The following is a 21,455-nucleotide window of genomic DNA, read 5'->3' on the forward strand; positions in this document are numbered from 1 at the left end:
GACGAACGGGGTGCTCGATCCGCGCTTCTTCGAGAAGCTGGGTCCGGTTTCTCTCCAGTCACTGGCAGAGTTGGCGGGGGCGCGTCCGGCATCGGGCGCGCCCCTTTCCCTGCCGGTCGAGGGAGTCGCACCGCTGTCTGCGCCGCGTGCCGGGGCGCTGACCTATATCGAGCGTCTGCCGCCCGGACCGCTGCCGCAGCTACCGGAAGGCGCGGTCTTCGTCATTCCACCGAGCGCGGAAGCGGCTGCGGTCGAGGCCGGTGTTGCGGCGATTGTCGCCGACCAGCCCCGCCCGGCATTCGGTCGGGCGGCGAAGCATCTGTTCCGGCTGCGTCCGCCGACGACATCGGAGGAATGGATCGACCCGACTGCTGAAATCGGGGAGGGCTGCAGCTTCGGGCCGGGCGTGGCGATAGGTGCCGGCGCGAAAATCGGGGCGGGCAGCCGGATCGGCCCCAATTGCGTGATCGGAACCGGTGTGACGATCGGACCCCGCGCAACGATTGGCGGGAATTGCACGATCATCTGCGCCGATATCGGCAGTGATTTCGACATGCATTCGGGAAGCGTGATCGGGGAAGCCGGATTCGGCATTGCGCAGACGCCATCTGACCCGGTCGAGATGCCGCATTTCGGTTCGGTGCGGATCGGTGATGGTGTTCGCATCGGCGCGGTCTGCGGCGTCGACCGGGGCATGTTCGGCCCGACCGTGATCGGAAACCATTGCAAGTTCGACAATCTCTGCCACGTCGCCCACAACGCCGTGCTCGGCGATGGCTGTATCCTCGCGGCCTATGGCGCGGTCTCAGGCAGCACAATCCTCGGGAAGAATGTCGTGTTTGGCGGGCGTGTCGCGGTGCTTGACCATGCCGTCATCGGCGATGATGCCGTTCTCGCATCCGGTTCGAACGTGCTCGCAGACGTGCCGGCGGGAGAAACCTGGGGCGGTGTCCCGGCGATCCCGCACAAACAGCATCTGAAGCAGATCGCCTGGATTCGCATGAAGTCAGGCGTTAAACGGCGCTCCTCGAAGCGCGGGAAAGACACGTGACAGAACACGAATCCGGGCAGGAGATCGGCCCCAAGGAAATCCTCGCCCGTCTCCCGCATCGCTATCCATTCCTGCTGATTGACCGGGCCGAGAACTACATCGCCGGCCGCTCCGTCGTCGGCATCAAGAATGTCACGGTGAACGAGCCCTTCTTTCCGGGGCATTTCCCGGGCAATCCTGTGATGCCGGGCGTGCTGATCGTGGAGGCCGTGGCGCAGACCGGCGCGCTTTTGATGTCGGCCACACTCGATGCCGATCCGGCCAAGACGGCGATCTATTTCATGGGCATAGACGGTGTCCGCTTCCGTCGCCCGGTGCTGCCCGGCGACACGCTTCGCATGCCGGTGGAAGTCTCTTTCAGCCGGCGCGGCATATTCAAGTTTCATGGTAAGGCTTTCGTCGGCGACGCTCTGGTCGCCGAGTTCGATTTCGCGGCCAAGGGAGGCCCGACCGTATGACCGCCCGCATTCATCCAACGGCCATCGTCGAAGATGGCGCCCAGCTCGGTGCGGATTGCGAGATCGGCGCATGGTGCCATATCGGCAAGGATGCGGTGATCGCCGAGCGAACGCGGCTGATGAACAATGTCACCGTGCTCGGTCATACCGAGATCGGGACCGACTGCCTCGTCTATCCCTATGCCGTGTTGGGCGGTCCGCCGCAGGACTTCAAGTACAAGGGCGAGAAGACCCATCTCAGGATCGGTAATCGCAACATCCTGCGCGAACATGTGACGATGCATGCCGGGACCGGTGTCGGCCGCGGTGAGACCCGGGTCGGCGACGACGGATTCTTCATGGTCGGCGCCCACATTGCGCATGACTGCATCGTCGGCAACAAGGTGACGATGGCCAATCACGCCACGCTCGGCGGACATTCGACGGTCGGGGAATTCGCCGTTCTCGGCGGGCTTTCGGGCGTGCACCAGCACTCCAGGATCGGTCGTCATGCCTTCATCGGAGGCATCACCGCCGTCGTGTCAGACATCATTCCCTACGCGATCGCGCACGGAGCGCATGCCCGTCTCGACGGGCTTAACGTGATCGGATTGAAGCGTCGCGGGTTCGACCGCCAGACAATACATGCGATGCGCGCCGCCTATATCGAGTTGTTCCAGGGGGAAGGCGTGTTTGCCGCGCGCGTGCAACGCGTCGAGGACACGTATTCGGACTACGCCCCGGTGCGCGAAATCCTCGATTTCATCAATGCCGAGTCAAGCCGCCCGCTCTGCCATCCCCATGCCTGAGACCGCCCATCGCTGGACGCGCCTCGGCGTGATCGCCGGTGGTGGTCAATTGCCGCTCAGCGTGGCGGAAGCCGAGCGCTCGGGCGGGCATCCCCCCTTCGTGCTGCAGGTCGACGGTTTTGCGGATGCCGACTTTTCCGGCTTCGACACCGTCAGCGTTCCGGTCACGTCGATCGGCCGCGCCCAGAAGCATCTGAAACAGGCGGGCTGCGACGCGGTATGTTTCGCGGGGGTGGTGAAACGCCCCGACCTTTCGGCGCTGACCGGACTCGATGCGACGTCGGCGATGTTGCTGCCCGCCTTTCTGCGTGCCGCGAAACAGGGCGATGATGCATTGTTGCGCGTGCTTCTCGGATCCTTCGAGAACAAGGGCTTCCGTGTCGTCGGGGCTGACGACGTGATGCAGGCCGCCACGCCGGACGCCGGAACGCTCGGCACGATCGAGCCGTCGGAAGATGACATCGCCGATGCGCGAAAGGCGATTTCGATCGCGCACACGATCGGCGCGCTGGATGTCGGGCAGGGGGCGGTTGTCTGCCGCGGCCTCGTTCTCGCCGTCGAGGCGCAGGAAGGTACCGACGCGATGCTCGCGCGGGTGGCGTCGCTGCCGGAAGAGATCCGGGGCAATGGCAAGGCGCGCAGGGGTGTTCTGGCCAAGGCTCCGAAGCCGGTTCAGGAGCGGCGGATCGACCTGCCGGTCGTGGGCGTGAAGACGATTGAAGGCGCCGCCGCGGCCGGATTGGCCGGGATCGCGGTTGAAGCGGGCGGCGCATTGCTGGTGGACCGCGAGGCGACCCTGCGCGCGGCCGATGCGGCCGGCCTGTTTCTGATCGCGGTGTCCGTGGACGGCGAATGACCCGGCCGGCACGCATTCTCCTGGTCGCGGCGGAATCGTCCGGAGACCGTCTGGGAGCCGGACTGATCCGGGCCCTGAGAGCCGCCTGCAATGATCGTGAACTGGAATTCTTCGGGACCGGCGGAAGCGCAATGGCCGCCGAGGGTTTCGTTTCGACCTTTGACATCGCCGAACTGTCCGTGCTCGGCCTTTTCGAGGCGGTGTCGGCCTATCCCCGCGTCGTCAAGCGCGCCGACGATGTGGCCGATCTGGCTGAACGGGTCCGGCCGGACGTCGCTGTGCTGATCGACTCCTGGGGCTTTACCTTGCGTGTCGCGCAGCGTCTGAAAAAGCGCCTGCCCGATCTGCCGGTCGTCAAATATGTCGGCCCCCAGATCTGGGCGACGCGCGCCGGCCGCGCCAAGACGCTGGCCGCAACGGTCGACCGCCTTCTGACCATACACAGCTTCGATGCCCCGATGTTCGAGGCCCATGGCCTCAAGACGACCTTCGTCGGCAATCCGGCGCTTGAACGGGAATGGGATGGTGATGGCGACGCTTTCCGCACCCGCCATGGCATTGCGCCAACCGCGACCGTGCTCAGCGTCCTGTTCGGAAGCCGGTCCGCGGAATTGAAAAGCATCTACGAACCCTTTGTGCAGGCTGTGGACATCCTCCGCCGCAACAATCCTGACCTCGCCGTGATCACGCCACTCGCAGGACCGATCGACGCCGTCGCGCGCGAACGGATCGCCAGCGATCCGCGCATGCAGGGGGTTGTCCTGTGCAGCGAGGACGAAAAGTCCGACGCTTTCGCTGCGACCGATCTGGCGCTCGCCTGTTCCGGCACGGTCACGACCGAACTGGCCGCGCTCGGCGTACCGGCCGTAATCGGCTACCGGCTCGGCTGGATGACCTGGTTCCTGTTGCGCGCGTTTCTTTTGCGCGCGAAATATATCGCGTTGGTCAATCTGGCCGCCGATGAGGAATTGCTTGCCGAACGGGTCCAGACCCAGACGACCGGTCCGAAGCTGGCGCGGGAATGCCAGGCCTGGCTCGACGACCCGGCGCGCCGTGCAGACGTCTCGCGCAAGCTGATCGCAACGACGAAGCAGATGCGTGGAGACGGAAAGGCCGCGCATCGCGCGGCCTCCGTGGTGTGCGAATACCTGCCGGACTAGGTCCGGCGGACTTCGCGATCAGCGCTTGTCCAGCGGGATGTAGTCGCGTTCCGGCGAACCGGTGAAGAGCTGGCGCGGTCGGCCGATCTTCTGCGACGGGTCTTCCAGCATTTCGGTCCACTGCGCGATCCAGCCAACCGTGCGGGCCAGCGCGAACAGCACCGTGAACATCGAGGTCGGGAAACCCATCGCGCGCAGCGTGATCCCCGAATAGAAGTCGATGTTCGGGTAGAGCTTCTTTTCAACGAAATACGGATCCTCGAGCGCGATCTTTTCCAGCTCCAGCGCGACGGCGAGGAGCGGGTCATTCGTTACACCGAGCTCGTTCAGCACTTCGTGGCAGGTTGTCCGCATCACCTTCGCGCGCGGGTCGTAATTCTTGTAGACGCGGTGTCCGAAGCCCATCAGGCGGAACGGGTCATTCTTGTCCTTGGCTCGCGCAACGAATTCCGGGATGCGCGAGACATCGCCGATTTCCTCGAGCATGGTCAGCGCGGCTTCGTTTGCGCCGCCATGTGCGGGACCCCAAAGCGAAGCAATGCCCGCTGCGATACAGGCGAACGGATTGGCACCCGACGAACCGGCCAGGCGCACGGTCGAGGTCGAGGCATTCTGTTCGTGGTCGGCGTGCAGGATGAAGATCCGGTCCATCGCGCGTGACAGGATCGGATTGACCACAAAGTCTTCGGCCGGAACCGCGAAACACATGCGCAGGAAATTCGTCGCGAAATCGAGTTCGTTGCGCGGACTGACGAAGGGCTGGCCCACCGAATACTTGTAGGCGCGCGCCGCAATCGTCGGCATTTTCGCGATCATGCGGTGGCTGGCGATTACCCGGGCGCGCGGATCGTTGATGTCGGTCGAGTCGTGGTAAAAGGCCGACAGGGCGCCGACCGTACCCACCATCACCGCCATCGGGTGCGCGTCGCGGCGGAAGCCGCGGAAGAACTGGTCGAACTGATCGTGCAGCATCGTGTGATACCGGATCGTCTGGTCGAAGCCTTTCAGCTCGTCCTTGTTCGGCAACTCACCGTGCAGCAGCAGATAGGCGACCTCTATAAAGCTGGAATTCTCCGCCAGATCGTCGATCGGGTAGCCGCGATAGAGCAGGACGCCCTCATCACCGTCGATATAGGTGATCTGCGACTCGCAGCTCGCGGTCGAGGTAAAGCCCGGGTCATAGGTGAAGACACCGGCATCCTTGTACAGGCTGCGGATATCGACCACGTCGGGACCGACCGAGCCCTTGTAGACCGGCAGTTCATAGGACTTTCCGTCAATCGACAGCGTGGCGCTTCGGGCCGGTTTCGCTTTGCTTTCCATCGTCATTCCCCAATCGTGTCCGATGTCATGCCGTATCGGACGGCAGACAGTGTTCCTTGATGCGTGACAGCGATTCCTCCTTGCCGAGGAATGCCATCACGGCGGAGAGGTCGGGTGCCGGTGCACCGCCGGTGAGGGCGGCGCGAAGCGGCTGGCCGACCTTGCCGAAACCGACCTGCTCGGTCTCGGCGAAGTCTTTCAGGGCCGCGGCGAGCGCGGCATCGTTCCACTCAGGCAGGGCGCCAAGCACGATTGCGAGGCGGCCGAGGCGGAAGCGGGCGTCGTCGTCGAGCGCTTTCGCCGTCTTGCCATCGATTCGAAACGGCCTTTCAGCGTAGAGGAAATAGGCCTGATCGGCGAGATCGGCGAGGCTGGATGCTCGCGTTTTCAGCGCCGGCATCGCGGCGCCCAACCGGTCCCGCAGGACGGCTTCGTCAAGCCTGGGCGGCGTGGCATCCGACAACAGTCTCGAGATCAGCAGATCGACGAGGCGCGTATCGTCGGCTTCGCGCATCGCCAGGCCGTTGATGTGCGCCAGCTTGTCAAAATCGAGCCGTGCCGGCGCCTTGCCGAGACCGCTGAAGCCGAACGCTGTTTTCGCCTCGGCGTCAGTGAAAAACTCCTGGTCGCCATGCGCCCAGCCGAGGCGGAGGAGATAGGCGCGCAGACCCTCGGGCAGATAGCCCATGTCCCGGTATGCCTCGACGCCGAGTGCGCCATGGCGCTTCGACAGCTTCTTGCCGTCCGGGCCGTGGATCAGCGGAATGTGCGCGAACACCGGGATGTCCCAGCCAAGCGCGGCATAGATCTGGCTCTGGCGCGCCGCATTGGTCAGATGGTCGTCGCCGCGGATGATGTGGGTCACACCCATGTCGTGATCATCGACCACGACGGCGAGATTGTAGGTCGGCACGCCGTCGCTGCGCAAAAGGATCAGATCGTCGAATTCCTTCGCCGCCCACCGCACATCACCCAGGACCTCGTCGTGGACGACGACATCGTCTTCGCCGGCCTTGAACCGGATCGTGTAGGGCGCATCGGCCGGTGCGTCCGCCGGATCCTTGTCGCGCCAGGGCGAGCGAAGGGCCCGGCCCTCGGCAAAGGCGGTTTCGCGCAGCGCTTCGACTTCGTCCGGGCTGCAATAGCACCGGAAGGCGCGGCCGCGTTTCACCAGTTCGTCTACGGCTTCGCGGTGGCGGTCAGCGCGCGAGAATTGCGAAACCGGGTCACCGTCCCAGTCGAGACCGAGCCAGGTGAGCCCGTCGAGAATCGCATCAATCGCGTCCTGGGTCGAACGCGCCCGGTCGGTATCCTCGATACGCAGGAGGAATTTGCCGCCGCGGCCGCGCGCGAACAACCAGTTGAACAATGCCGTCCGCGCGCCACCGATATGCAGAAAGCCGGTCGGCGAGGGGGCGAAGCGAGTGATGACCTGATCGTTCAACTATTGCACCTGCGAAAAACCATGCTGCGCTGCGGTGTCCGGATGCGTGATAGCATGCGTGCCGGGACAGGGATAGGGTATCGAATGTGACCGATACACCGCTGCGATATCCCGCAGTGGGGCAGGGTTTGCCGCTCCGGGCGATGCGACGGATTTCACCGTTGCTCGCTCGCCTCGGCTGGGGTGACCTGCCCCTCTCCATCGCCCTTCCGGCCGCCTTCGGCGTGGGGGCGGTGGTCTATTACGCTCTGCCGTCAGAGCCGCATCCTTGGATGTGGTTGCCGCTTTCCGTGGCGGCCACCATGTGCGCCGGATTGGCCTTCGCATCGGCGCGGCGGCAACGTTACTGGCCGATTGCCTTGCTGATCGCGGCGATGAGCCTCGCCGGCTTTGCCCGCTCCGACCTGCGGACTGCGGGCGTCGCCCACACCGTGATCGCCGACAGCGACCGCGCTCGCGTGGTTACCGGATGGATCGAGCAGGTGCAGCGCTCGACCTCACGCGAGCGCTTGATCATCCGGGTCGATGCAATCGAGGGCATTGACATACCGCCTCCGCGCGTCCGTGTGACCGCCTCGCGCGGCGAGTTCGTACCCGGAGACGCAATCCGCCTGCGTGCCGTACTCGGACCGCCGCCGCGGCCTGCCGTTCCGGGCAGTTACGATTCCGGTTTTGCGGCCTGGTTCTCCGGCATTGGCGGAACCGGATTCGCGGTCAGCCGGCCGGAAGCCGCGGAGGTGTCCGGTCACGGCTTTGCGCGGGGGTTCGCAGCGTGGCGCTGGTCGATCGCCGAACGCATCCGGGCGCGAATGCCGGAGCGCACGGGCGGGGTCGCCGCTGCGCTCCTGACCGGCGATCGTTCCGGCATCGACCCGGATGTGGCGGAGAGTTTGCGCGCATCCGGTCTCGGTCACATTCTCGCAATCTCCGGACTCCACATGGCGCTCATGGCCGGCGGCGTCTTCTTTGCGGCCACCTGGGTGATCGCCCGGATCGAGCCGCTCGCTCGCGCGATCGATCCGCGCAAGCCCGCTGCGATCGCCGCCCTGCTTGCCGCCTGCGCCTATCTTCTCCTGTCCGGCGCGGCGATCCCGACGCAGCGCGCCTTCGTGATGACCGGTGCGGTCCTGCTGGGGGTTCTGGCGGGCCGGCGCGCCGCCTCCATGCACATGGTGGGGATTGCCGCGCTCGCCGTGCTGGTCTTTCAGCCGGAAAGCGTCGTCACGCCGGGTTTCCAGATGTCTTTCGCGGCCGCGATCGCACTTGTGGCTGCCTTCAATCTCGCGCGCCGGAGGCCCGCCGGGCCGCGCGGCCTTCTGTCCCGCTTCGCGGGATTCTGGGGCGCGCTGGCGGGATCTTCGCTCGTCGCCGGGTCGGCGACCGGCGGTTTCGCGGCATTCCACTTCCACCGCCTCGCGGCCTACGGCTTCGGTGCGAACCTGGCGGCCATGCCGGTTTTCTCGCTGCTCGTCATGCCCGCCGGAGCGATCGCGCTCCTTTTGATGCCGCTCGGGCTTGATGCCCCGGCCCTCTGGGCCATGGACAAGGGATTGAGCTGGGTCATTGCGGTCGCCAGCTTCACCGAGAGTCTGCCGGGCTCCCTGACCCCCGCTGCGGCTGCACCCGGGCTCGCTTTGGCGATCTATGGGGCGGGATTTGTCTTTCTCGCCGCCGGCCGCGGCCTGATCCGGCTGGCCGGGGCAGCGGGAATGGGATTGGCCCTGATCATCTGGGCATTCGCCGATCAACCCGATGCGCTGATCACGGAGGGCGGAGTGATGATTGCGCGCTTTGGCGAAGCCGAGACCTGGAGCGCGAGCAATACGCGGCGGTCGCGCTTCGCGGCCCATGTCTTCCTCGAGCGCTCGGGCGAGGAACGCGGGCAAAGCCCCGCATCCGGCGTGATATGCGATTACTCAGGCTGCATGGGACGCGCATCGGGGCGGGTCATTGCATTCCCGGACAGTCCCGAATTTCTGTCCGATGATTGCCGGCACGCCGATCTCGTCGTCACGCGCTTCCCGGTTCGCGGGACGGATCGCTCCGCCTGCCAGGCCCGGCTGATCGACGCGCGCCAGTTGAACGAAAGCGGGGCTCTGGCCCTCTGGTTCGGGCCGGACGGACGTCTCGGGACTCAAAGCGTCGACGCGGTTCGCGGCGAGCGCCCGTGGACCGCACGCGGCGATCAGTTGTAGCGGCGGATCAGGCCAACCAGCTTGCCCTGAACCTCGACCCGGTCGGGGCCGAAGATTCGCGTCTCATAGGCCGGGTTGGCGGCTTCCAGAGCGATCGATCCACCCTTCTTGCGCAGCCGCTTGAGTGTGGCTTCTTCGCGGTCGACCAGCGCGACGACGATGTCGCCCGTTTGCGCGGTATTGGCCCGCTCGATGATCACGATGTCGCCGTCGAGAATGCCGGCATCGATCATCGAATCGCCGCTGACCTCGAGCGCGAAATGGTCGCCCGATCCTCCCGCCAGGGTCGGCGGCAGCAGGATGCGGTCGGTTTCGTGCTGGATGGCCTCGATCGGCACACCGGCGGCAATGCGTCCGAGCACCGGAATGTCGACGCCCTGGGTATCATCGGCGCGGCTGTTGAAGTCGGCGCGCACCACATTCGGTCCGAGATCGCGCGCTGGTGCGGAAGCTCCCGCCGAATCCGGCAGTTTCAGCACTTCGAGCGCGCGCGCCCGGTGAGCGAGGCGGCGGATGAAGCCGCGTTCCTCCAGTGCGGTGATCAGACGGTGAACCCCGGACTTGGACGCCAGGTTCAGCGCGTCCTTCATCTCGTCGAACGAGGGCGAAACGCCCGATTCCGACAGGCGGCGGTGAATGAAAAGCAGCAGCTCGTGCTGTTTCTTCGTGAGCATGACTGGCCTCCCGGACGGACGGAACAAATCAGAAACTTCTGAAATGTTCTATGAGTGTTCCGGGTAAACGTCAAGTAAACGCGGAAACGTCCAGGAGCGCTTCGGTCGCCCGGCGCACATCGCCTTGCCGCATCAGGCTTTCGCCAACGAGATAGCCTTTCGCGCCGGCGCGCTTTAGCCGGGCTATGTCCGATGCGTCCGATATCCCGCTTTCGGCAATCGCGAATCGATCGGCCGGGATCTTCGGGGCGAGGACCTCGAAGGTTTCGAGGGACGTTTCGAACGTCTTGAGGTTCCGGTTGTTCACGCCGATCAGCGGCGAGGGCAGGGCGACCGCGCGTTCCAGCTCCTCGGCGTCATGCGTCTCGATCAGCGAATTCATGCCCCATTCTGACGCCGCGGCGATCAGCTCGGCCGCGAGCGCGTCATCGACACTCGCCATGATGACAAGGATTGCGTCCGCGCCCATCGCTCGCGCCTCCACCACCTGCCAGGGGTCGAGCATGAAGTCCTTGCGCAGGACGGGCAGGGCGGTCGCGGCGCGCGCGGCCTTGAGGAAATCCTCATGGCCTTGAAAGCTGGGCGCATCGGTCAGAACGGAGAGACAGGCCGCACCGCCGTCCTCATAGGCTCTCGCCAGAGCCGGCGGATCGAAATCGGCCCGGATCAGGCCTTTCGACGGACTGGCTTTCTTCACTTCGGCAATCAGGGCCGTGCCGGTCGCTTTGAATTTACGGGTCAGCGCATCGGCAAATCCCCGCACGGGCGAGGCATCGCGCGCCGCGGCTTCGAGATCGGCGAACGGCATCGCCGCCTTCCGGCTGGCAATCTCCTCGCGCTTGTAGGCCTCGATCCGGGCAAGCGCGCTCACGCTTCGTCCCGTGAGATTTTCGCCATCGTGTCGAGCGCGGCCTGAGCCGCGCCGCTGTCGATCGACCGGGCGGCCTGCTCCGCACCGTCCATCAGGTCGGCGGCGTGACCCGAGACAACAAGCGCGGCTGCTGCATTGAGGATGACAATGTCGCGGTAGGCGCCGGGCGATCCGGAAAGGACGCCGCGCAGGGCGACGGCGTTCTCGTCCGGCGTGCCTCCAATGATCGCCTCGATCTTGTGTTCGGCCAGACCCGCATCGCCCGGCGAAACGGTGAAGCGGCGGATCTCGCCTTTGCTCAGTTCCGCGACATCCGACGGGCCGGAAATCGACAATTCGTCGAGCCCGTCGCGGCCGCGCACGACCCAGGCCCGCTCTGCGCCGAGATCGCGCAGTGCCATTGCTACCGGTTCGATCCAACGCTCGGCAAACACGCCAAGCAACTGGCGCCTCGCCCCGGCCGGATTGGCGAGCGGTCCCAGCAGGTTGAACACGGTGCGCGCCCGCAACGCCTTGCGCGCACCGGCAACATGGCGCACGGCGGAATGGTGAGCGGGTGCAAAAAGAAAGCCGACGCGCGCCTCGGTCAGCGCCCGTTCGACCCGGTCCGGCGTCGCATCGAGCGCCACGCCCAGCGAGGCGAGCACCTCGGCCGAGCCGGACTTGGATGACGCCGCGCGATTGCCGTGTTTGGCGACGGTCGCGCCGGCGCCTGCCGCGACCAGCGCAGCGGCGGTGGAAATGTTGTAGGTGCCCTTGGCGTCGCCGCCCGTACCGCAGGTGTCGATCGCACCGTCTGGCGCAGTCAGCCCCGTCATGCGGGCGCGCAGCGCGCGGGCTCCGGCGGCGAGGTCGTCCGGCGTCTCGCCGAGTGCGGCAAGCCCCACCAGGAAACCCCCGATCTCGGCATCGCCCGCTTCACCTTCCATCAGGACGCCGAACGCGCCCTCGATGTCCTCCGGCGACGGCCGCTCGCCATGGGTGAAGGCCTGAATGCAGTTCAGAAGCGCGCTCATGCCGCCACCTTCGGACGCACGCCGCAGAACGACAGGAAATTCGCCAGAATCTCGTGACCATATTGCGAGGCAATGGATTCGGGATGGAATTGTACGCCATGGATCGGCCGTTCGCGGTGGCGCAGCCCCATGATCTCGCCGTCCGCCGTGCGTGCATTGACGACGATCTCGCCGGACAGGCTCGCCTCCTCGACGGCAAGGCTGTGATAGCGCGTGACGTCGAAAGGCGAGGGGAGGCCGGTGAAGACGCCCGTCCCGTCATGGGTGATTGCGCTCGTCTTGCCGTGCATGATCGACTTGGCCTGGACGATCTTGCCGCCGAACGCCTCGCCGATCCCCTGGTGGCCCAGGCACACGCCCAGCAGCGGCAGGGTTTCGGGAAGCATCCGGGTCAGCTCCGGGCAGATCCCGGCGTCCGCGGGACGGCCGGGTCCGGGCGAAATGACGATGCCCGACGCGCCGCTGGAAACCGCTTCCGCCGTGCTCATCGCATCATTGCGCACGACACGCGTCTCCGCCCCGAGCTCCTGGAAATAGTGCACGAGGTTGAAGGTGAAGCTGTCGTAATTGTCGATGATCAGCAGCATCGCGTCCGGCCGTTGTGAGGAAGGCCGGAAGGTAAGGGAAGGGAAGATCAAGTCCAGCGCGCTTGCAGGCGTGGCGCGGTTAACGCCGCTTTTACCCCGCGCGGGCGGCAATTCCGCAACGACGTCCTCTGATTCCCGGAAGCCCATGCCACGCCGTTCCATCAATTCCGCGATGCCGATCCTCGCCGGCTCAATTGCCGCGATGGCGTTTGCCATGGGTGCGATCGCGCACGATGCCGGCTATCGGCGCGGGCTGTCGCTGGCCGTCGAGATCGCCGAGGCCGAGCGGATCGAAGCCCCGGTCTTCACCGGCTTGCCGACGCGCGACGTTTTCGAGCCGACGGACCGGGAAACCTTCACCCGGCTCGCCGAACCGGCGGTCACCACTGCGACCGGACGCGGCGATGGTCCGGTCATCATCCTTGTGATGGACGACATCGGCGCCGAAGAAGCGCGTTCCATGCGTGCGCTCGACCTGCCGGCCGACATCAGTTTCGCGATCCTGCCGAATACCGAACTCGCGCCCGAATTCGCCGTGGCGGTCCGGGGGCGCGGCAGGGAAGCCCTGATCCACATGCCGATGCAGCCGCAGGGAGACGGTGATCCCGGGCCGAACGCCCTGATGGCGGGTCAATCGGAAGACCAGGTCCGTTCCGTGCTCGAATGGGCAATCTCTCGCGTGCCCGGCGCGCGCGGCTTCAACAATCACATGGGCAGCGCGTTGACCCTCGACGTTGCCGCAATGGACGTGTTGTTCACACAGGCCGAGACGCTCGGCCTCTACTTTCTCGACTCGGTGACAGCACCGCAATCGATTGCCGCGGAGATGGCCGAAAACCACGGTATACTGGCAGCTTCCAGGGATATCTTCATAGACCATGTGAACGAGCTGGACGCCATTGAAGCCCAGCTTCGGGCGATCGAATTTGAGGCCGAAACGCGTGGCCACGCCATCGCGATTGGCCATCCCCGGGACCTCACGCTGCAGGCGCTCGAAGCCTGGATTCCGCAAGCCGAGGCGGATGGCTTCCGTTTCGTGACCCTGGGAGATTGGCTGGCCGAAACCCGCGAGCCCGTCCGCCTGGCATCTTCAGGCGAAGCGCCAGGCTTCCCCGGCGGCTCGGACTAGCGCCCGGGCCTTGTTCTCGGTCTCCTGGCGTTCTGACTCCGGATCTGAATCGAGCACCACTCCGGCGCCTGCCTGAATGTGCAGCTGGCCGTCTTTCAGGACGCCGGTGCGCAGGGCGATACAGGTGTCCATGTCGCCATTGGCGCTGAAATAGCCGACCGCGCCGGCATAGACGCCGCGCCGGTGCGGCTCGAGATCGTCAAGGATTTCCATGGCGCGCACCTTTGGCGCTCCTGACACGGTCCCGGCCGGAAAGCCGGCGAGCAACGCCGAAACGGCGTCTTCGCCGTCGGCCAGTTCGCCTTCGACATTCGAGACGATGTGCATGACGTGGCTGTAGCGCTCCACGACCTCGCGATCGGTGATCCGCACGCTGCCCGCCTTCGCGACGCGTCCAACATCATTGCGCCCGAGATCAAGCAGCATCAGATGTTCGGCGCGTTCCTTCGGATCGGCCAGCAGGTCGGCTTCGAGCGCATCGTCCTCAGCCGGATTTGCCCCGCGCTTGCGGGTCCCCGCAATGGGGCGGACGGTGACGGTTCCGTCGCGCAGGCGGACGAGGATTTCCGGGCTCGATCCGGCAATGGCGAAGCCGTCGAACTGGAACAGGAACAGGAAGGGCGACGGATTCAGCCGCCGTAGTGAGCGGTAGAAGGCGAGCGGATCGTGGTTGAAGGGCAGGGTGAAACGCTGGCTCGCCACGCCCTGGAAAATGTCTCCGGCCCGGATGTGCGCGCGGATCCGTTCCACCATGGCGTGGAAGTCGGCCGGCACCATCGAAGCCCGGGCTTCGACTTCGGCAGGCGGAGCGGCCGCAGGCCCATGCGCGGGCGCTCCGGCGTCCAGCGCGGTCATCACCCGGCCCAGCCGGTCCTGTGCGTCGAGCCAGGCCGTATCGGCGTCGACGGCCGCGCCGGGGCGGACCGGCGTATAGGCCGTGATCTGCTGATAGAGCGCATCGAAAACGACGACCACGCGCGGACGAATCAGCACGCCGTCCGGCAGGCCGAGCGGATCGGGCGCATTGCCGGGGAGGCGTTCCACGGCGCGGATCAGGTCGTAACCGAGATAGCCGAACAGGCCAGCCGCGATCGGAGGCGTGCCCTCGGGCAGGTCAATCCGCATCGCAGCGATCGCGCGGCGTAGCGAGGCGAGGGGATTATCCCCGTCCTGAACCGGGTTGTCTTCGCCATGCTGAACGAAAGGGACACCGTCCCTCAATTCCCACCGGAAATCGGGATCGAAGCCGATGGCCGAGAACCGCCCGCGCCACGCCCCGCCCTCGACCGATTCCAGGAGGTAGGCGTCAGGCCGACCCTTTGCCAGCGCCATGAAGGCGCCAACGGGCGTCAGAAGGTCGTCGATCCGCCGTGCCCCGGCCAGAACGGTTTCGCCGCGTTCGAACGCCCTGGCGAAATCCTCCCGGGACGGAAACCGCTCGATCACCGGCTGGCGTTCGGAGCATTCACGCCGAGCACCTGGTCGCGCAGCGTCGGATTGATCGTCGCCGGGTAACGTTCCGACAGGGCCGAAACGAAGGCGGCATCAATATCCTGGCTGTAGCGCGTATCCGATTGCTCGGTGAGGGCGGCCAGATCGGCATCGACAACCGTTTCCGGCGCAATGACCTCGTCAACCGTCAGGATGATGTGCGAGCGGCGGTCGACGGCGCCGGCATGTTCGAATGTGCCGGGATCGATCTGGAACGCCACGCCGATCGTTTCGCGGCCAAAGGGCGCGGCGCTCTCGCCGCGGGTGACCGTCGTGGTCTCGACCCGCGCGCCGGGAATGTCGGCGGCGATGGCATCGAGCGATTCCCCGGCACGCGCGCGGTCCAGCGCGGTTTCGGCCAACGCGGTCAGACGTTCATCGACCGACTGGATACGCCACAGCGCTTCGGCGTCCTCGCGGACCTCGTCGAGCGGCAGGATTTCTGCGGGCAGGACCTCGTCGACCCGAACCGCGAAATAGTCGCCATCGCCATAGGGCTGAAGCTCGGTGGCATAGCCGGCCAGCTGGTCGAACACGGATTCGAGGATTTCGGGCTGCGTCTCGGTGTCGAGGAAGAAGGAGAAGTATTGCGCCGCCTGATCGTTCTCATCCAGCAGCGTGCCGGCCGGATAACCTTCGCTGTTACGCGCATTGCGCGTGATCGGCTGGAAGGCCTCGTAGAAGGTTTCGGCCAGAAGGGATGCTTCTTCCAGCGTCGCACCGCCGCCCCGGGCTTCCTCGAACTGGCCCATCGCCTCGTACATGGCGTCTTCGGCCTCGGCGCGCGCCAGCAGCTGACGGATCTCGGATTCGCGTTCCTCGAAGGTCGGAATGGTCGCTTCGCGGCCGTCGGTGACCGAAACGGCAAACCAGCCGAACGCGCCTTCCACGGCGCGAGCCTCGCCGGTCTCCATGGAGAACAGGGCGTCGGCAAGGGCATCATCCGGGATCTGGTAGGACTGGCGCTCGGTTTCGGCAAAGGGCGTGTCGCCGCCGACAGCCTCGGCCACGGAATCGGGATCTTCGCCGGCTGCGAGGCGCTCGGCCACGGCCACGGCGGTTTCCTCGTCATCGACGCGGATCTGCACATAGCTGCGCAGAGCGGGCTCACCCAGCTCGCCGCCCTCGACCTCGTAGTCGTACTGTGCACGGATATCCTCGTCCGACACCTCGACATCGCGGGTGAAATCATCGACGCGGAAGCGTACCAGGGTGAAGGAACGGCGCTCCGGGTTCTGGAAGAACAAATCATTCGCCGGCGTGTCGTCGTTCAGCGTGTCATCGATGACGCTCTGAAGCTGTTCGTCCGTTGGATCGTCGATATCACCGGCGGCTTCCGGGGGAATGACGAGGCCGCGGATGACGCGCTCTTCATAGCTGTACTGGTAAAGCTGCTGCGCAAAGGCGTCGGGCACATCGATTCCGGCAAACAGCGCGTCGATCAGCTGACGCGACAGCAGGTCGCGCTGAACATTGTCTTCGAAGCGCGTTTCGGTCATCCGCTGTTCGGCCAGGAATTGACGATAGGAATCCTGGTCGAAACGGCCCGTCACCGGATCAATGAAGGCGCCATATCCCGCAATCTCGTTGGCCACCTGCCGGGCCGACACGCCGAGTCCCATATTGTCGGACACCGCGCGCAGCTGCGCCTGGATCACCAGCTGGTTCAGCACCGCATCAGCCAGGCCCAGTTCGCGTGCCTGGTCGGAGGTCAGGGTGGGTTGCTCCTGCTGCACTTCGCGCAGACGGAATTCCCAAGCTTCGGAAAAGTCCATCGCCGAGACGCGCTGGTTCTGAACCGTGGCGACGGAACTTCCGCTCTGAACGAACACATCGCTGACGCCGAAAATCATGAAGCCCAGGATGAGCGGGCCGAGGATGAGCGCGAGCGCGATCGGGTTGCGGGCGAGGGCGCGAATGGCTGAGAGCATGGAACAACTTTGATGGTTGGAATGGAAGCGGGCGGACCCTACCCAAGGCGTTTACACGCGGCAAGCGCGCCTGCATTGTCGCGCACCCCTGATGCGCAGCCGCGCGCCCACACTCCGACGGAATTTTTAATGCCGAGAACGCCTCTGATCGCCGGAAACTGGAAAATGCACGGCCTGAAGGACGCGCTCGGATATTTCGACGCGCTTGCCGCGGCCGGCGTGGTTGCGGACGGCCGCGAGATTCTCGTCTGCCCGCCAGCAACCCTGGTCGCCGCGGCAGCGGCACGCGCCGCGATCCACGGCATCGCGATCGGCGGACAGGATTGTCACACCGGGACCAGCGGCGCGCACACCGGTGATATCAGTGCGGCCATGCTCCGCGACGCCGGCGCGAACTATGTGATCGTCGGCCATTCCGAGCGTCGCGGCGATCATGGCGAGACCGACGCGCTCGTGTGCGCGAAGGCCCGGGCGGCAAGGGCCGCCGGCCTGACGCCGATCATCTGCGTGGGTGAAACGCTCTCCGAACGCGAAGCCGGACAGGAAAACGGGATTGTCGCCGGCCAGCTGACCGGCTCGATCCCGGGCGTCTTCGGCCCTGCAGACTTCGTTGTCGCCTACGAACCGGTCTGGGCGATCGGCACGGGCCGCACCGCATCCAGCGACGACATCGCCGCGATGCATGCCTTCATCCGGTCGTCCGTCCCGGACGGCGAGCAGGTCCGCATTCTCTATGGCGGCTCGGTCAAACCGGAGAATGCGGCCGCGATCCTCGCGCTGAGCGATGTCGATGGCGCGCTCGTCGGCGGTGCCAGCCTGGATCCGGCCAGCTTTGCCGACATTGCAAAATCTGTCTGATTCGCAAGAATCCGAACGGTCCACGTAAGTGCTTGGCAAGGATTAACGGGCAGACTGCTCCGTTGAGACAGTTCGCAAGCGCCGGGGGCCAGCCAGCATGGCTGAAGTCGACTACACGAAGGCAAGTGTATGCCTGTTCGACCCGGTTCACGTGAACCTGAGGACGACACGATATGCGTTGCACGAGATCGGTTTCCGCGAGATCGACTCGCACTCCAACCTGAAGGAGTTCGAGAAGGCGATCCGCGAGAACAGCCCGGCCCTGATTGTGGCGGAATGCGCGTCACCGGGCGTCGACATCCTGCCGATGATCCGCAATGTCCGGCAGGGCAAGGTGATGCCCAACCCCTTCGTGACGATGATCCTGACCAGCTGGATCCGCGATGGGGCGCATGTGCGCCGCGCGATCTCCAGCGGTGCGGATGACGTCATCGTGCGCCCGTTTTCCACGGCTTTTGCCGAGGAGCGAATCCGCACGCTGATCAGGAGCCGCAAACCCTTTGTCGTGACCAGCGACTATATCGGGCCGGACCGGCGCGAGGATTCCAAACGCCCGTCCGATGCGCCTGTCGTGCGCGTTCCCAATACGTTGCAGGCCACGGTGGAGGGCGATGAAGAAGCCCTGGCGCGCGCCAAGGGATGGATCAACGAGGCCCGCAAGACGGTTGAATCCGAACGCGTTCGCCGCCTCGCCATGCGTATCGTCGTGGCGATGGAATTGCAGGCTGACCCGGCAACCGCGCGTACTGCGGCGATGGATCTGGCGGATGTGATCCGCACCGCTCGCGAGCTCCGTGAGACCCTTGAGGGCGCCGGCCGGATCGAAGCGCTGCAGGTCGCCGAAGCCCTGCTCGAACAGGTCCGGGCGTTCAAGCGCAAGGACGAATGCTCGGCGAGCAATTTCAGGCTCGCCAAGGAGCTCGCTGTCGGGGCGTATGCCGCCTATGCCAACGGCGAGTCGATCGAGCGTTCGCAGGATGAAATCGACAAGACCGTCGCAACCCTGCGCAAACGCCTACTGTCACGCGATGGACACGGTGGTGGCGCTTTGTCCGGTGCTACGCTAAATACCGCCGCGGCGGGCTGATCCCGCACCCTGACGGGCACTCACGACAGGCATTCGGCGGATATTCTCATGACGACGGTTCTTCTGGTCATCTACCTTCTCATCACGCTGGCCCTGGTCGCTGTCGTTCTGATGCAGCGCTCCGAAGGGGGCGCGCTTGGCATTGGCGGCGGTGCCGGCGGCATGATGAGTGGCCGCGGCGCGGCGAACATCCTGACCCGCCTGACCATGATGCTCGGCGCGGCCTTCTTCGTGATGCCGGTCGTTCTGGCACTGATGCTGGGTGCGGAAAACCGCTCGTCCAGCGTGTTCGACCAGCTCGACGACGCAGCGATCGAAATCCCGGTCCCCGAGGACGAAACGCCCGACGAACCGGCCGTTCCGACCGACGACTAGACACATTTGTGACATTTGGCGGTGATCCGGCGCTTCCGGCGCCGGAGAATCTGCGTTATTCAGGCTTCCCATGCCGCGATATATCTTCATCACCGGCGGCGTGGTCTCCTCGCTTGGAAAAGGCCTCGCTTCCGCCGCCCTTGGAGCCCTGCTCCAGGCCCGTGGGTACAAGGTCCGCCTGCGCAAGCTGGACCCGTATCTGAACGTCGATCCGGGTACGATGTCGCCATACCAGCATGGCGAAGTCTATGTGACGGATGACGGGGCGGAGACCGATCTCGATCTCGGCCATTACGAGCGCTTCACAGGCGTTCCCGCCCGGCAGTCCGACAACATCACGACCGGACGCATCTACCAGACCATCATCGACAGCGAACGCCGCGGCGACTATCTCGGCGCGACCGTGCAGGTGATTCCGCACGTCACCGACCGGATCAAGGCCTTCGTCCTGTCGGATGCCGGCGATGTCGACTTTGTACTTTGCGAGGTTGGCGGCACGGTCGGCGATATTGAGGGTCTGCCCTTCTTCGAGTCGCTGCGTCAGCTGGGCCAGGAGCTCGGCCGCGACAATGCGCTCTTCCTGCATGTCACCTTGTTGCCCTACATCAAGGCCGCCGGGGAGATGAAGACCAAGCCGACCCAGCACTCCGTCAAGGAATTGCTGTCGATCGGCATCCAGCCCGACATTCTGCTTTGCCGCTGCGAAATCCCGATCGCCGAAGGCGACCGGCGCAAGATCGCGCTGTTCTGCAATGTCCCGGAATCCGCCGTGATCGAGGGAAGGGACGCGTCCTCGCTCTATGACGTTCCGCTGGAATACCACGCGCGCGGTCTCGATACCGAAGTGCTGAAACGATTCCGGATCGACGATGCGCCGGAACCGGACCTGTCGCGCTGGAACGCCATCTCCAAGGCGGTGAACGAGCCCGATGGCGAGGTCACGATCGGCGTGGTCGGCAAGTACACCAGCCTGCTCGACGCCTACAAGTCGCTGATCGAGGCGCTCAATCACGGCGGCATCGCCAACAATGTGAAAGTCCGCCTGAAATGGCTGGAATCCAGCCAGTTCGAGGATGATGGCGAAACCAGCCCGCTCGAGGACGTCCACGGAATCCTGGTGCCGGGCGGCTTCGGCGAGCGCGGCGCAGAGGGCAAGATCGCTGCGGTCCGTTTCGCGCGCGAACGCAAGGTGCCGTATTTCGGCATCTGCTTCGGCATGCAGATGGCGGTGATCGAAGCGGCGCGAAATCTCGCCGGGATACCCGGTGCCGGTTCGAGCGAGTTCAGCAAACCGTCCGAGCCGATCATCGGCCTGATGACCGAATGGATGCGCGGCAACCGCGTCGAGACCCGCGACGAGAAGTCCGATCTCGGCGGTACGATGCGCCTCGGCGCCTATCCCGCGAAACTCGCCGAAGGCAGCCGGGTGCGCGAAATCTACGGCACCGAGAACATCGAGGAGCGCCACCGCCACCGCTACGAGGTGAACATCGCCTATCGCGAACGGCTGGAAGCGGCGGGCCTGAGATTCTCCGGCCTGTCACCCGATGGCGTGCTGCCGGAAATCGTCGAGATCGAGGACCATCCCTGGTTCATCGGCGTGCAATTCCACCCGGAATACAAGTCGCGCCCCTTCGAGCCGCACCCGCTCTTCGCCAGCTTCATCGCCGCGGCCATGGAGCAGAGCCGTCTGGTCTAGCGCTGACCTGAAGGAGAAAAGCGGTCTCCGCCGGTGATCCGTTACGGCCGTTGGCTAGCTCTCTTCGGACGCGATGCCGTCTGGTCCCCGGCGAGACCGCGAGGGGGCACCATACACCGAAACGCTGAAATCGTCACGGCGAGAGCGGAAAGTCCGGTTGCGCCCGGGCAGGGGAGCGGTTATACGGCGCGGCTCTGCGACATGCCTTGCATGCCGCGTCCAGGATTCTGACGAGATTACGGGAGAGACCCATGGCGGTCCCGAAAAGAAAAACCACTCCGTCCAAGCGTGGCATGCGCCGTGCTCACGACAAGCTTGCTGCGCCGACCTATATCGAGGATCAGGATTCCGGCGAACTGCGCCGTCCGCACCACATCGACCTGAAGACGGGGATGTATCGCGGCAAGCAGGTCCTGACGCCGAAGGCAGACTGATCCCGGTCTGACCCGGTTGAAGTTTTGA

The 21,455-nt window shown here is 65.2% G+C and carries 20 protein-coding genes; 12 read left to right on the forward strand and 8 right to left on the reverse strand.

Going from position 1 to position 21,455, the window contains the following annotated elements; all coding sequences use genetic code 11:
- Nucleotides 1-10 precede the first annotated feature (10 nt).
- The 5 genes from lpxD to lpxB are packed head-to-tail and all read left to right on the forward strand — an operon-like array spanning nt 11 to nt 4,313.
- Nucleotides 11-1,051, forward strand: coding sequence for a UDP-3-O-(3-hydroxymyristoyl)glucosamine N-acyltransferase (gene lpxD / locus ACFOOR_RS00280; protein ID WP_380213489.1), 1,041 nt, complete (start codon nt 11-13; stop codon nt 1,049-1,051).
- Nucleotides 1,048-1,509 (forward strand): 3-hydroxyacyl-ACP dehydratase FabZ, encoded by a 462-nt coding sequence (fabZ, locus tag ACFOOR_RS00285; RefSeq protein WP_343163749.1) that lies wholly within the window; start codon nt 1,048-1,050, stop codon nt 1,507-1,509. Before lpxD ends, fabZ begins: the two co-directional genes overlap by 4 nt.
- On the forward strand, nt 1,506-2,297 hold the full coding sequence (lpxA, locus tag ACFOOR_RS00290) for an acyl-ACP--UDP-N-acetylglucosamine O-acyltransferase (protein WP_343163748.1): 792 nt from the start codon (nt 1,506-1,508) through the stop codon (nt 2,295-2,297). Before fabZ ends, lpxA begins: the two co-directional genes overlap by 4 nt.
- Nucleotides 2,290-3,153 carry an LpxI family protein gene (locus ACFOOR_RS00295; protein ID WP_343163747.1) on the forward strand — a complete coding sequence of 288 codons (864 nt, stop codon included), beginning with the start codon at nt 2,290-2,292 and terminating at the stop codon, nt 3,151-3,153. Before lpxA ends, ACFOOR_RS00295 begins: the two co-directional genes overlap by 8 nt.
- The gene (lpxB, locus tag ACFOOR_RS00300) at nt 3,150-4,313 is read left to right on the forward strand and encodes a lipid-A-disaccharide synthase (protein ID WP_343163746.1); all 1,164 of its coding nucleotides are present in this window, start codon (nt 3,150-3,152) and stop codon (nt 4,311-4,313) included. Before ACFOOR_RS00295 ends, lpxB begins: the two co-directional genes overlap by 4 nt.
- Nucleotides 4,314-4,331: 18 nt before the next feature.
- Here the strand turns inward: lpxB and gltA are convergent, their stop codons facing one another.
- Nucleotides 4,332-5,636 (reverse strand): citrate synthase, encoded by a 1,305-nt coding sequence (gene gltA / locus ACFOOR_RS00305; protein ID WP_343163745.1) that lies wholly within the window; start codon nt 5,634-5,636, stop codon nt 4,332-4,334.
- A 25-nt stretch (nt 5,637-5,661) separates the two neighbouring features.
- Nucleotides 5,662-7,080 (reverse strand): glutamate--tRNA ligase, encoded by a 1,419-nt coding sequence (gene gltX, locus ACFOOR_RS00310; protein ID WP_343163744.1) that lies wholly within the window; start codon nt 7,078-7,080, stop codon nt 5,662-5,664.
- A 161-nt stretch (nt 7,081-7,241) separates the two neighbouring features.
- Here gltX and ACFOOR_RS00315 point away from each other — a divergent pair, with 161 nt between their 5' ends.
- A complete protein-coding gene (locus tag ACFOOR_RS00315) occupies nt 7,242-9,275 on the forward strand; it encodes a ComEC/Rec2 family competence protein (protein WP_343163743.1) in 2,034 nt (677 codons plus the stop codon).
- Here ACFOOR_RS00315 and lexA read toward each other — a convergent pair.
- The 4 genes from lexA to ACFOOR_RS00335 all read right to left on the reverse strand — a co-directional run bounded on the left by lexA (nt 9,266) and on the right by ACFOOR_RS00335 (nt 12,423).
- Nucleotides 9,266-9,949 carry a transcriptional repressor LexA gene (gene lexA, locus ACFOOR_RS00320; protein WP_343163742.1) on the reverse strand — a complete coding sequence of 228 codons (684 nt, stop codon included), beginning with the start codon at nt 9,947-9,949 and terminating at the stop codon, nt 9,266-9,268. The genes ACFOOR_RS00315 and lexA overlap by 10 nt on opposite strands.
- Before the next feature lie 70 nt (nt 9,950-10,019).
- The gene (gene trpC, locus ACFOOR_RS00325; RefSeq protein ID WP_343163741.1) at nt 10,020-10,820 is read right to left on the reverse strand and encodes an indole-3-glycerol phosphate synthase TrpC; all 801 of its coding nucleotides are present in this window, start codon (nt 10,818-10,820) and stop codon (nt 10,020-10,022) included.
- Nucleotides 10,817-11,836 (reverse strand): anthranilate phosphoribosyltransferase, encoded by a 1,020-nt coding sequence (gene trpD / locus ACFOOR_RS00330; RefSeq protein WP_343163740.1) that lies wholly within the window; start codon nt 11,834-11,836, stop codon nt 10,817-10,819. The genes trpC and trpD overlap by 4 nt, the downstream gene beginning before the upstream one ends.
- Complete coding sequence (locus tag ACFOOR_RS00335; RefSeq protein WP_343163739.1) at nt 11,833-12,423, reverse strand: anthranilate synthase component II; 591 nt, start codon at nt 12,421-12,423, stop codon at nt 11,833-11,835. The genes trpD and ACFOOR_RS00335 overlap by 4 nt, the downstream gene beginning before the upstream one ends.
- A 145-nt stretch (nt 12,424-12,568) precedes the next feature.
- Here ACFOOR_RS00335 and ACFOOR_RS00340 point away from each other — a divergent pair, with 145 nt between their 5' ends.
- Complete coding sequence (locus ACFOOR_RS00340; protein WP_343163738.1) at nt 12,569-13,552, forward strand: divergent polysaccharide deacetylase family protein; 984 nt, start codon at nt 12,569-12,571, stop codon at nt 13,550-13,552.
- Here the strand turns inward: ACFOOR_RS00340 and trpE are convergent.
- Nucleotides 13,514-14,995, reverse strand: a complete 1,482-nt coding sequence (trpE, locus tag ACFOOR_RS00345) for an anthranilate synthase component I (protein ID WP_380213809.1) — start codon at nt 14,993-14,995, stop codon at nt 13,514-13,516. The two genes, ACFOOR_RS00340 and trpE, sit on opposite strands and share 39 nt — an antisense overlap.
- The gene (locus ACFOOR_RS00350) at nt 14,995-16,974 is read right to left on the reverse strand and encodes a peptidylprolyl isomerase (protein WP_343163736.1); all 1,980 of its coding nucleotides are present in this window, start codon (nt 16,972-16,974) and stop codon (nt 14,995-14,997) included. The genes trpE and ACFOOR_RS00350 overlap by 1 nt, the downstream gene beginning before the upstream one ends.
- 129 nt (nt 16,975-17,103) lie before the next feature.
- Between ACFOOR_RS00350 and tpiA the strand changes: the two genes are divergently transcribed.
- The 5 genes from tpiA to rpmF all read left to right on the forward strand — a co-directional run bounded on the left by tpiA (nt 17,104) and on the right by rpmF (nt 21,427).
- Nucleotides 17,104-17,832: a triose-phosphate isomerase gene (gene tpiA, locus ACFOOR_RS00355; RefSeq protein ID WP_343163735.1), complete on the forward strand. Its 729-nt coding sequence runs from the start codon at nt 17,104-17,106 to the stop codon at nt 17,830-17,832.
- Between the two features lie 97 nt (nt 17,833-17,929).
- Nucleotides 17,930-18,919, forward strand: coding sequence for a response regulator receiver protein (locus ACFOOR_RS00360; RefSeq protein ID WP_343163734.1), 990 nt, complete (start codon nt 17,930-17,932; stop codon nt 18,917-18,919).
- A gap of 48 nt (nt 18,920-18,967) precedes the next feature.
- Complete coding sequence (gene secG, locus ACFOOR_RS00365; RefSeq protein ID WP_343163733.1) at nt 18,968-19,294, forward strand: preprotein translocase subunit SecG; 327 nt, start codon at nt 18,968-18,970, stop codon at nt 19,292-19,294.
- Between the two features lie 70 nt (nt 19,295-19,364).
- Nucleotides 19,365-20,993, forward strand: coding sequence for a CTP synthase (locus ACFOOR_RS00370; RefSeq protein ID WP_343163732.1), 1,629 nt, complete (start codon nt 19,365-19,367; stop codon nt 20,991-20,993).
- Between the two features lie 251 nt (nt 20,994-21,244).
- Nucleotides 21,245-21,427 (forward strand): 50S ribosomal protein L32, encoded by a 183-nt coding sequence (gene rpmF, locus ACFOOR_RS00375; protein WP_343163731.1) that lies wholly within the window; start codon nt 21,245-21,247, stop codon nt 21,425-21,427.
- The last annotated feature ends 28 nt before the right edge of the window (nt 21,428-21,455 follow it).

The organism is Hyphobacterium vulgare (assembly GCF_042643335.1).
Classification (GTDB): Bacteria; Pseudomonadota; Alphaproteobacteria; order Caulobacterales; family Maricaulaceae; genus Hyphobacterium; species Hyphobacterium vulgare.

What these genes read in the sequence shown, in the direction of transcription:
- lpxA (WP_343163748.1), top strand. Translation starts at nt 1,506, where the DNA reads ATGACCGCCCGCATTCATCCAACGGCCATCGTCGAAGATGGCGCCCAG.
- ACFOOR_RS00295 (WP_343163747.1), top strand. Translation starts at nt 2,290, where the DNA reads ATGCCTGAGACCGCCCATCGCTGGACGCGCCTCGGCGTGATCGCCGGT.
- lpxB (WP_343163746.1), top strand. Translation starts at nt 3,150, where the DNA reads ATGACCCGGCCGGCACGCATTCTCCTGGTCGCGGCGGAATCGTCCGGA.
- gltA (WP_343163745.1), bottom strand. Translation starts at nt 5,636, where the DNA reads ATGGAAAGCAAAGCGAAACCGGCCCGAAGCGCCACGCTGTCGATTGAC.
- lexA (WP_343163742.1), bottom strand. Translation starts at nt 9,949, where the DNA reads ATGCTCACGAAGAAACAGCACGAGCTGCTGCTTTTCATTCACCGCCGC.
- trpD (WP_343163740.1), bottom strand. Translation starts at nt 11,836, where the DNA reads ATGAGCGCGCTTCTGAACTGCATTCAGGCCTTCACCCATGGCGAGCGG.
- ACFOOR_RS00335 (WP_343163739.1), bottom strand. Translation starts at nt 12,423, where the DNA reads ATGCTGCTGATCATCGACAATTACGACAGCTTCACCTTCAACCTCGTG.
- ACFOOR_RS00340 (WP_343163738.1), top strand. Translation starts at nt 12,569, where the DNA reads ATGCCACGCCGTTCCATCAATTCCGCGATGCCGATCCTCGCCGGCTCA.
- ACFOOR_RS00350 (WP_343163736.1), bottom strand. Translation starts at nt 16,974, where the DNA reads ATGCTCTCAGCCATTCGCGCCCTCGCCCGCAACCCGATCGCGCTCGCG.
- tpiA (WP_343163735.1), top strand. Translation starts at nt 17,104, where the DNA reads ATGCCGAGAACGCCTCTGATCGCCGGAAACTGGAAAATGCACGGCCTG.
- ACFOOR_RS00360 (WP_343163734.1), top strand. Translation starts at nt 17,930, where the DNA reads ATGGCTGAAGTCGACTACACGAAGGCAAGTGTATGCCTGTTCGACCCG.
- secG (WP_343163733.1), top strand. Translation starts at nt 18,968, where the DNA reads ATGACGACGGTTCTTCTGGTCATCTACCTTCTCATCACGCTGGCCCTG.
- ACFOOR_RS00370 (WP_343163732.1), top strand. Translation starts at nt 19,365, where the DNA reads ATGCCGCGATATATCTTCATCACCGGCGGCGTGGTCTCCTCGCTTGGA.
- rpmF (WP_343163731.1), top strand. Translation starts at nt 21,245, where the DNA reads ATGGCGGTCCCGAAAAGAAAAACCACTCCGTCCAAGCGTGGCATGCGC.